The 8,847-nt window shown below is 74.6% G+C and carries 7 protein-coding genes; all 7 read left to right on the plus strand.

Annotated elements, in window-relative coordinates; all coding sequences use genetic code 11:
* Positions 1–11 precede the first annotated feature (11 nt).
* The 7 genes from PSR1_RS23740 to acnB all read left to right on the plus strand — a co-directional run bounded on the left by PSR1_RS23740 (position 12) and on the right by acnB (position 8,188).
* A complete protein-coding gene (locus tag PSR1_RS23740; RefSeq protein ID WP_152643300.1) occupies positions 12–158 on the plus strand; it encodes a cbb3-type cytochrome c oxidase subunit 3 in 147 nt (48 codons plus the stop codon).
* The gene (locus PSR1_RS04315; protein ID WP_059436404.1) at positions 145–1,374 is read left to right on the plus strand and encodes a 4Fe-4S dicluster domain-containing protein; all 1,230 of its coding nucleotides are present in this window, start codon (positions 145–147) and stop codon (positions 1,372–1,374) included. The genes PSR1_RS23740 and PSR1_RS04315 overlap by 14 nt, the downstream gene beginning before the upstream one ends.
* On the plus strand, positions 1,371–2,171 hold the full coding sequence (locus PSR1_RS04320; protein WP_059436405.1) for a FixH family protein: 801 nt from the start codon (positions 1,371–1,373) through the stop codon (positions 2,169–2,171). The genes PSR1_RS04315 and PSR1_RS04320 overlap by 4 nt, the downstream gene beginning before the upstream one ends.
* Positions 2,168–2,839: a sulfite exporter TauE/SafE family protein gene (locus PSR1_RS04325; RefSeq protein ID WP_059436406.1), complete on the plus strand. Its 672-nt coding sequence runs from the start codon at positions 2,168–2,170 to the stop codon at positions 2,837–2,839. Before PSR1_RS04320 ends, PSR1_RS04325 begins: the two co-directional genes overlap by 4 nt.
* Positions 2,829–5,252 carry a heavy metal translocating P-type ATPase gene (locus PSR1_RS04330; RefSeq protein WP_059436407.1) on the plus strand — a complete coding sequence of 808 codons (2,424 nt, stop codon included), beginning with the start codon at positions 2,829–2,831 and terminating at the stop codon, positions 5,250–5,252. Before PSR1_RS04325 ends, PSR1_RS04330 begins: the two co-directional genes overlap by 11 nt.
* Positions 5,253–5,267: 15 nt before the next feature.
* Positions 5,268–5,468, plus strand: a complete 201-nt coding sequence (gene ccoS / locus PSR1_RS04335; RefSeq protein WP_059436408.1) for a cbb3-type cytochrome oxidase assembly protein CcoS — start codon at positions 5,268–5,270, stop codon at positions 5,466–5,468.
* A gap of 170 nt (positions 5,469–5,638) precedes the next feature.
* Positions 5,639–8,188, plus strand: coding sequence for a bifunctional aconitate hydratase 2/2-methylisocitrate dehydratase (gene acnB, locus PSR1_RS04340; RefSeq protein WP_059436409.1), 2,550 nt, complete (start codon positions 5,639–5,641; stop codon positions 8,186–8,188).
* Positions 8,189–8,847 lie beyond the last annotated feature (659 nt).

Genomic DNA, 8,847 nt, shown 5'->3' on the forward strand with positions numbered 1-8,847 from the left:
CGGAGGGCCCGATGGGAAGCCAGGAGCTCGCCTACACGATCTTCGGCGGCACGATGTGCGTGGCGCTGCTGGGGATCATCGTCTTCTACTACTCGCGGAGGCGGAAGGACCGGGTGGAGGAGGCGAAGTACAAGATGCTCGAGGATGACGACGGCTAGGCGGTTCCAGAGGTGGCGGCGCATCGCGGGGGCAGCCCAGGCACTCATCGTGCTCGGGCTGCCCTTCGTGTCCGTCGGCGGCGAGAGCGCGCTGCGGCTCGACGTGCCGGGGGGCCGCCTGCACGCGTTCGGCGCCTCGTACGCGGTGGACGAGATGTTCGTGGTGCTCGCGGCCACGCTCGCGCTCACCGCCGCGCTCCTGCTCGTCACCCTGCTGTTCGGCCGCGTCTGGTGCGGGTGGTCCTGCCCGCAGACGCTGCTCGGCGACCTCACCGCCTGGGTGGAGCCGGAGCGCCGCAAGCGCCCGCGCCGCTGGCGGCGGCCGCTCGGCTTCGCGGCGGTGGCGCTCGTGTCGGCGGTCGCCTCGGCCAACCTGGTCTGGTACTTCGTGCCGCCGGGGGAGTTCTTCCGGCGGCTCGCCGGCGGGGCCCTCGGCCCGGTGGTGGCCGGCTCCTGGGCGGCCGGGTTCGCGGTGCTGTTCCTCGACCTCGCCTTCCTGCGGCAGCGCTTCTGCGCCACCGCCTGCCCGTACGCGAAGCTGCAGGGCGTGCTGTTCGATCGCAGCACGCTGGTGGTGGCCTACGACGCGCGCCGCGCCGCCGACTGCGTGGACTGCGGCGCCTGCGTGCGGGTGTGCCCCACCGGCATCGACATCCGGCACGGGCTGCAGATGGAGTGCATCGCGTGCGCGGCCTGCATCGACGCCTGCGAGCCGGTCATGCGCCGCCTGCGCCGCGCGCCCGACCTCATCGGCTATTTCTACGGCGAGCCCGGCGGGCGGCCGCGCCTGGCGCGCCCCGCGGCCCTGCTGCTCGCCGGCGTCACCGCGGCCACGCTGGCGGTGCTGGTCGCCACCGTGGCCGGGCGGGCGCCGCTCGGCCTCACCGTGCTCGGCGACGAGGCCTACGCGCCGCGCCGCACGCCCGACGGCCGCGTGCTGAACGCGCTCTCCGTCGGGGTCGAGAACCGCGGCCGGCGGCCGGTGGAGGTGGAGCTGGCGCTGGAGGCGGGCGCCGGCGCCGAGGCCGAGCTCCGCCCGGCCCGCGTCGCGCTCGCGGCCGGGGAGCACCGCCAGGTGCGCGTGCTCGCCGCCGTGCGCGGACTGCCGGAGGGGCGCAGCGCCGCCCGCGTCGTCGCCCGCCCGCGGTCCGAGGACGGCGCCGCCGGCGAGCCCGCCGCGGCCGCCGTCTCCCTCGTCGCACCGGAGGTGAAGTGAAGCCCGTCATCGCCCTCGCCGTCCTGGCCGCGCTCGGCGCGGTGGGCGGCACCATCTGGATCGGCAGCCTGGTCCGCGAGGACACCGTGGTCGCCCAGCCCTACGAGGAGGGGCTGGAGTACGACCGCGAGCGGCGCGGGCGCGAGGCGCTCGGCTGGAGCGTGGAGGTGGCGCCGGCCGTCGCCGGCCCGGGCGCGCTCGCGTTCGCGCTCCGCGACGGCGCCGGGCGCCCGCTCGACGGCGCCGAGGTCGCGCTCACCGTGGGCCGGCCCGACAGCGGGCGCGGGCAGTGGACCGCCGCCGCGCGCCCGCGCGAGGGGGGCGGCTACGCCGCGGACCGGGCCTTCCCGGCGCCGGGGCCGTGGGAGATCCGCTTCGACGTGCGCCGCGGGACGGATCGCGTGCGCCTGACGCGCACGGTGGACGTGCCCGCCGCCGCGCCCGCCTGCGACCTCGCCGCCGGGCCGTGCACGGTCGAGCTCGGCGGCGCCGCGGTCACGCTGGAGCTCTCGCCGCGCCCGCCGCGCGCGCTCGCCGAGCTCCGGGTGCTCGCCGACGTCCGCGCCGGCGGCGCGCCGCTCGACGGCGCGGAGCTCTCGGTGCGCTTCGGCATGAAGGGCATGGAGATGTTCCCGGCCGAGGCGCGGCTCGCGCCGGCCGGGCCGGGGCGCTACCGGGGTCAGGCCGTGCTGGTCCGCTGCCCGAGCGGCCGCACCGATTGGACCGCCACCGTGTCCCTCGCCCGCCCCGGCGCGCCGGGCGCCACCGCGGAGCTGGGGTTCAAGGCCGCCGAGTGACCGCCGCGCTCGCCACCGCGCTCGCCACCGGGCTCCTCGGCGGCTTCGGCCACTGCCTCGGCATGTGCGGGCCGCTGGTGGGCGCGTTCGCGCTCGCGGCCGGGCCGCGCGGCACCGGGCGCGCGCTGCAGGGGCAGCTCGCGTACCACGCCGGCCGCATCACCACCTACGCGCTGGTGGGCGCGGTGATGGGGCTCACCGGCTCGTTCGTGAACCTGGCCGGCCGGCTCGCCGGCGTGGCCGCGGTGGCCTCGGTGATCGCCGGCGTCCTCATGATCGCGATGGGGCTGGGCGCGGCGGGGCTGAGCCTGACGGTGAAGCGGCTCGAGGCGCGCGCGGCGGGGCGGGTGTCGGCGCTGGCGCGCGGCCTGCTCGAGGGCGGCGGCGCGGGGCGGCTCTACCCGGTGGGCCTGGTGCTGGGGCTGCTGCCCTGCGGCCTCTCCTGGTCGCTGTTCGTGGGCGCGGCCGGCACCGGCAGCGCGGGGCAGGGGTTCCTGCTCGCGCTCGCGTTCGGGGTGGCGACGCTCCCGGCGCTGCTGCTGGCCGGGGCGGCGGCGACGCTCGTCGGCGCGCGCGCGCGCGGCGTCCTCTACCGGGCCGGCGGCGTGCTGGTGATCGCGCTCGGCGTCCTCTTCCTGCTGCGCGGGCTCGGCGTCGATGCGCTGTGATCACTGCCTGCTGGAGTTCCCCGAGCGCGAGGCGGTGCGGGCCGTGGTGGCCGGGGCGCCGCGGGTGTTCTGCTGCGCGGGCTGCCGCGGCGTCTTCGAGCTGATCCAGGGCGAGGGGCTGGGCGCGTACTACGACAGCCGCCGCTGGACCGAGGTGGGCCCGCAGGCCGCGGCCGCGCTCGACCTGGCCGCGTTCCGCGAGGCGGTGCGAGAGGCGCACGGCGCGGCCGAGCTGGACGTGGCCATCGACGGCATCCGCTGCGCGTCCTGCGTCTGGCTGAACGAGAAGCTGCTGCAGCGCACGCCGGGCGTGCTGGCGGCCCGGGTGAACTACGCCACGCACCGGGCGCGGATCCGCTTCGACCCCGCCGCGGTCGGCCTGGAGCGCGTGCTCGGGCGCATCCAGGCCGCCGGCTACCAGCCCAAGCCGTGGTCCGACGCGGAGCAGCTCCAGGCGCGGCGAGCCGAGGCGAAGGACCTGCTGGTCCGGCTCGGGACCGCGCTGTTCCTCGCCTCGCAGCTCATGATCTACCAGGCGGCCCTCTACGCCGGGTACTTCCAGGGCATCGACGCGCCGACGCGACGGCTGATGGAGTGGATCTCGCTCGGCCTCACGCTGCCGGTGGTCTTCTACTCCGGCGCCCCGTTCCTGCGCGCCACCGGGCGCGGGCTCCGCCACCTGCGCTTCAACATGGACTCGCTGGTGGTGATCGGCTCGCTCGCCGCGCTCGCCTACAGCGTGTACGGCATGCTGCGCGGCGGCGAGGTCTACTTCGACACCGCGGCCATGATCCCGACGCTGGTGCTGGTCGGGCGCTACGTGGAGGCGGCGGCGAAGGGGCGCGCCTCCGAGGCGGTGGCGCGGCTCGCCAGCCTGGCGCCGCGCGAGGCCCGCCGGCTCGAGCCCGGCCCCGGCGGCCGCGCCGAGCGGCGGGCGGTGCCGGTCGCGGAGATCCGGCCGGGCGAGCGGATCGAGGTGATCCCGGGCGAGCGGATCCCGCTCGACGGCGTGGTGCGCGAGGGCGCCTCCGAGGTGGACGAGTCGCTCGTCACCGGCGAGTCGCGCCCGGTGGCGAAGGCCGCGGGCGCGGCCGTGATCGGCGGCACCGTCAACCAGCACGGGGCGCTGGTCGTCGAGGTCACGCGGGTGGGCAAGGACACGGTGCTCGCCGGCATCGTCCGCGCGGTGGAGGAGGCGCAGGCGCAGAAGCCGCGCATCCAGGCGGTGGCGGACCGGGTGGTGGGCGGGTTCGTGCCGGCCATGCTGGTGCTGGCGGCGCTCACGGTGGCGGCCTGGCTGGCGCGCGGCGCGCCGATCGAGCGGGCGCTCATGACCGGCATCTCGGTGGTGGTGATCGCCTGCCCGTGCGCGCTCGGCCTCGCCACGCCCATCGCGGTGCTGATCTCGACCGGCCTGGCCAGCGCGCGCGGCCTGCTCGTGAAGGGCGGGGACGTGGTGGAGCGCGCGGGGCGCGCCACCGACGTCCTGCTCGACAAGACCGGGACGGTGACGCGCGGGCGCCCGGCGCTCCGGGCGCTCGTGCCGATCGCTCCCGGCATCGGCGAGGACGAGGTGCTGGCGCTCGCGGCGGCGGTGGAGCGGCGCAGCGAGCACCACGTCGGGCGGGCGGTGGCCGAGGCCGCGCGGGCGCTCCCGGCGGGCGCCGAGCCGGAGGCGGCCGGGTTCCGCGCGGTGCCCGGGCGCGGGGTCGTCGCCGAGGTGGGCGGCGTCGAGGTGCTGGTGGGCAACCGCGCGCTGCTGGCGGAGCGCGGGGTGGCGCTCGCGCCGGGGGCGGACGCGCGGGCGCGGGAGCTGGAGGCGCGCGGCGACACGGTGGCGTTCCTGGCCCGCGCCGGCCGCCCGCTCGCGCTCGTGGCGGTGGCCGATCCCATCCGCGAGGAGGCGCCTGCGGCCATCGCGGCGCTGCGCGCGCTCGGGCTGCGCGTCGCGATCGTGAGCGGCGACGGCCGGGTCACCACCGGCGCGGTGGCGGCGGCGCTCGGGGTCGAGGCGGTCGCCGAGGCGTCGCCGGTCGAGAAGCGCGAGGCGGTGGCGGCGCGGCAGCGGGCCGGCCGGCGGGTGCTGTTCGCCGGCGACGGCATCAACGACGCGCCCGCGCTGACCCAGGCCGAGGTGGGCGCCGCCATGGGGCGCGGCACCGACGTCACCATGGAGAGCGCCGACGCGGTGCTGGTGCGCGACGACCTCCGGCTGCTCCCGGACCTGGTGCGCCTGTCGCGCCGGACCTACGCCGTCATCCGCCAGAACGTGTTCTGGGCCTTCTTCTACAACGCCGTCGCGATCCCGCTCGCCATGGCCGGCCTGCTCCACCCCATCGTCGCCGCGGGCGCCATGGCCGCCAGCTCGCTGTTCGTGGTCGGGAACTCGGCGCGGCTCCGGCGGGCCCTGTAAGAGGAGGGAGCGCGCATGGGCACCATCGGCTTCCTCATCGTCCTGTCGCTGTCGCTCGGGGTGGCCGCCTGGCTGTTCTTCCTATGGTCGGTGAAGAGCGGCCAGTACGACGATCCGGAGGGTCCCAAGTACCGGATGCTGGACGACGACGACGAGCCGCCCGCCCGGCCGGCGCCCCCGGCTCGCGAGGCGGGCGGGCCGGACCGGGAGCGCTAGCGGGCGCCCGCCCGCTCCCGCTCCCAATGTGGACCGGTCAGGTCCCGAAAAGCGACGTCCTTCCGCGATGTTCGGCGGGTGGGCGCGGCTGACACCCGCATGCGGTCGTGCTATACGGCATCGCTTTTTCCGATCTTTCCACCCGCACCCAGATCCGAAGGAGGAGCCCTGTGATCGAGGCGTACCTGAAGCACGAGGCCGAGCGGAAGGCCCAGGGGATCCCGCCGAAGCCCCTCGACCCCGAGCAGACGAAGGGGCTGGTCCAGCTCCTCGAGGCGCCGCCCAAGGGCCAGGAGGCGTTCCTCCTCGGGCTGCTGCGCGACCGCGTGTCGCCCGGCGTGGACCCGGCCGCCGAGGTGAAGGCGAAGTTCCTCGCCGACGTCGTCTCCGGCGCGAAGAAGTGCCCGCTCGTCTCGCGCGCCGAGGCGGTGGAGCTGCTCGGCACGATGATGGGCGGCTACAACGTGCCGCCGCTCGTGGCCGCGCTGAAGGACCCGGAGCTGGCCGCCGCGGCCGCCAAGGCGCTCTCGCACACGACCTACGTCTACGGCGCGTTCGACGACGTGCTGGCGCTCTCGAAGACCAACGCCGCCGCGAAGTCGGTGGTGGAGGCGTGGGCCAAGGCCGAGTGGTTCTCCTCGCGCCCCGGCGTGCCCGAGACCATCAAGGTCAAGGTCTTCAAGGTGGACGGCGAGATCAACACCGACGACTTCTCGCCCGCCGGCGACGCCTCCACCCGCCCGGACATCCCGCTCCACGCGCTGGCCATGGGCAAGACCCGCTTCCCGGGGGGCCTGAAGACCATCGCCGAGTTCCGCGCCCAGGGCTTCCAGGTCGCGTTCGTGGGCGACGTGGTCGGCACCGGCTCCTCCCGCAAGTCGGCCTGCAACTCGGTGCTCTGGGCCATCGGCGAGGACATCCCGTTCGTGCCGAACAAGCGCCGCGGCGGCGTGATCATCGGCGGCGTCATCGCCCCGATCTTCTTCAACACCGCGCAGGACTCGGGCGCGCTGCCCATCCGCACCGACGTCACCAGGCTGAAGACCGGCGACGTGGTGGTGATCGACACGAAGAAGGGCGAGGTCCGCACCGAGCAGGGCGAGGTGCTCTCCACCTTCAAGCTCGAGCCGGTCACCGTGCCGGACGAGTTCCGCGCCGGCGGCCGCATCCCGCTCATCATCGGGCGCGCGCTCACCGACAAGGCGCGCAAGGCGCTCGGGCTGAAGGAGATCGACCTGTTCGCGGTGGCGAAGAACCCGCAGCCGAAGGCCGGCCAGGGCTACTCGCTCGCGCAGAAGATGGTCGGCAAGGCGTGCGGCATCGCCGGCGCGCTGCCCGGCGGCTACTACGAGCCGAAGATGACCACGGTCGGCTCGCAGGACACCACCGGCCCCATGACCGCCGACGAGCTGAAGGAGCTCGCCTGCCTGAAGTTCCAGGCGCCCATGGTGATGCAGTCGTTCTGCCACACCGCGGCCTACCCGAAGCCGGCCGACGTGAAGATGCACGGCTCGCTGCCCTCGTTCATCCAGCAGCGCGGCGGCGTGGCGCTCCGGCCGGGCGACGGCGTGATCCACTCCTGGCTGAACCGCCTCCTGCTCCCCGACACGGTGGGCACCGGCGGCGACTCGCACACCCGCTTCCCCATCGGCATCTCCTTCCCGGCCGGCTCCGGCCTGGTGGCGTTCGGCGCGGCGCTCGGCTTCATGCCGCTCGACATGCCGGAGAGCGTGCTGGTGCGGTTCAAGGGCAAGCTCAACGCGGGCATCACGCTCCGTGACGTGGTGAACGCGATCCCGTACTGGGCCATCAAGCAGGGCCTGCTCACCGTCCCGAAGAAGAACAAGAAGAACGTCTTCAACGGCCGGATCCTGGAGATGGAGGGCCTGCCGGACCTCACCGTCGAGCAGGCGTTCGAGCTGACCGACGCGGCGGCGGAGCGCAGCGCCGCGGCGGCCGCGGTGGACCTCTCGGAGAAGAGCGTCGCGACGTACCTCCGCTCCAACGTGGCGCTGATGCGGAAGATGATCGCCGACGGCTACGGGGACAAGGCGGCGCTGGAGGCCCGCATCGCCGCGGTGGAGGCCTGGCTGGCGAAGCCGGCGCTGCTCCGCGCCGACAAGAACGCCGAGTACGCGGCGGTGATCGAGATCGACCTGGCCGAGATCACCGAGCCGATCCTGGCGTGCCCGAACGACCCGGACGACGTGAAGCTGCTGTCCGACGTCCAGAACACGAAGATCGACGACGTGTTCCTGGGCTCCTGCATGACCAACATCGGCCACTTCCGCGCGGCCGGCGAGATCTGGAAGGGCCAGAAGAACACCGGCCTGGTCCGCACCTGGCTCTGCCCGCCCACGCGGATGGACCAGCAGGAGCTCCGCGACGAGGCGTACTTCTCGGTCTACAGCCAGATCGGCGCCCGCATCGAGATCGCCGGCTGCTCGCTGTGCATGGGCAACCAGGCGCGCGTGCCGGACGGCGTGAACGTCTACTCGACGTCCACCCGCAACTTCGACGACCGCATGGGCAACGGCGCCCGCGTGTTCCTCGGCTCGGCCGAGCTGGGCGCGGTGGCGGCGAACCTGGGGCGGCTGCCGACGGTGGCCGAGTACTTCGCGGTCTACAACGAGAAGATCGCGCCGAAGGCCGGCCAGGTGTACCGCTACCTCCAGTTCGACGAGCTGGCGGAGTACAAGGGCCTGCGCGTCGTCGCCTAGCGCACGGCACGGCCGTCGCCGTCCTCGAGGCCCCTCTCCCGCGGCGCGGGGGAGGGGCCTCGTCGTTCGCGCGCCCAGCGGGGCGGTGGCGCGGCCGGAGGGGCAGGCGGTCGCGCCGGGAGGGGCGAGGTGGGCGCCGGCGGGGGCGGCGGGCGTGGTCTCCGATCGGCCGCCGGAGGGCGCGCGCGCACGCGCACGAATGCGCTTGACGGCTCCGGCGCCCGAAGGTAGAAGACGCGCCCCGTCGGACGAAGGGCAGCACGAACGCAGGAAGAACGAAGCGATCTTCCTGGTTTTCTTCGCTTGACGGGACCCGGCGGCGGGGGCTAGAAGACGCCCCGCCTGGCACCGAGACGCAGCGGAAGGAAAGCGGCGCCGCGGGGTTGACGGGAAAAGGAAGCCGGTGTAGAAACCGGCCTCCTTGCGCCACGGAAGATTCGGTGGCGCGAACGGGTGTGGCGGCAGGAGGCTGCACCCATCCTTGAGACGGAACGGTTGTCCTCGCGACTCCGCGACGTTCAAGGCTCGGCCCGGTGCGGTTGGATCGGGAACGAGGGGTGGCGTTCGGTCTTTGAAAACTGAATAGCAAGCCTACTAAGGATGCGGAAACCGCATTCCTTGAGTTTGCAAATCATTCCGAAACACACCAATGCCAGGCT

The sequence above is a fragment of the Anaeromyxobacter sp. PSR-1 genome, from assembly GCF_000964525.1.
In the GTDB taxonomy this organism is placed as follows: domain Bacteria; phylum Myxococcota; class Myxococcia; order Myxococcales; family Anaeromyxobacteraceae; genus Anaeromyxobacter.

What these genes read in the sequence shown, in the direction of transcription:
- PSR1_RS23740 (WP_152643300.1), top strand. Translation starts at nt 12, where the DNA reads ATGGGAAGCCAGGAGCTCGCCTACACGATCTTCGGCGGCACGATGTGC.
- PSR1_RS04315 (WP_059436404.1), top strand. Translation starts at nt 145, where the DNA reads ATGACGACGGCTAGGCGGTTCCAGAGGTGGCGGCGCATCGCGGGGGCA.
- PSR1_RS04330 (WP_059436407.1), top strand. Translation starts at nt 2,829, where the DNA reads ATGCGCTGTGATCACTGCCTGCTGGAGTTCCCCGAGCGCGAGGCGGTG.
- ccoS (WP_059436408.1), top strand. Translation starts at nt 5,268, where the DNA reads ATGGGCACCATCGGCTTCCTCATCGTCCTGTCGCTGTCGCTCGGGGTG.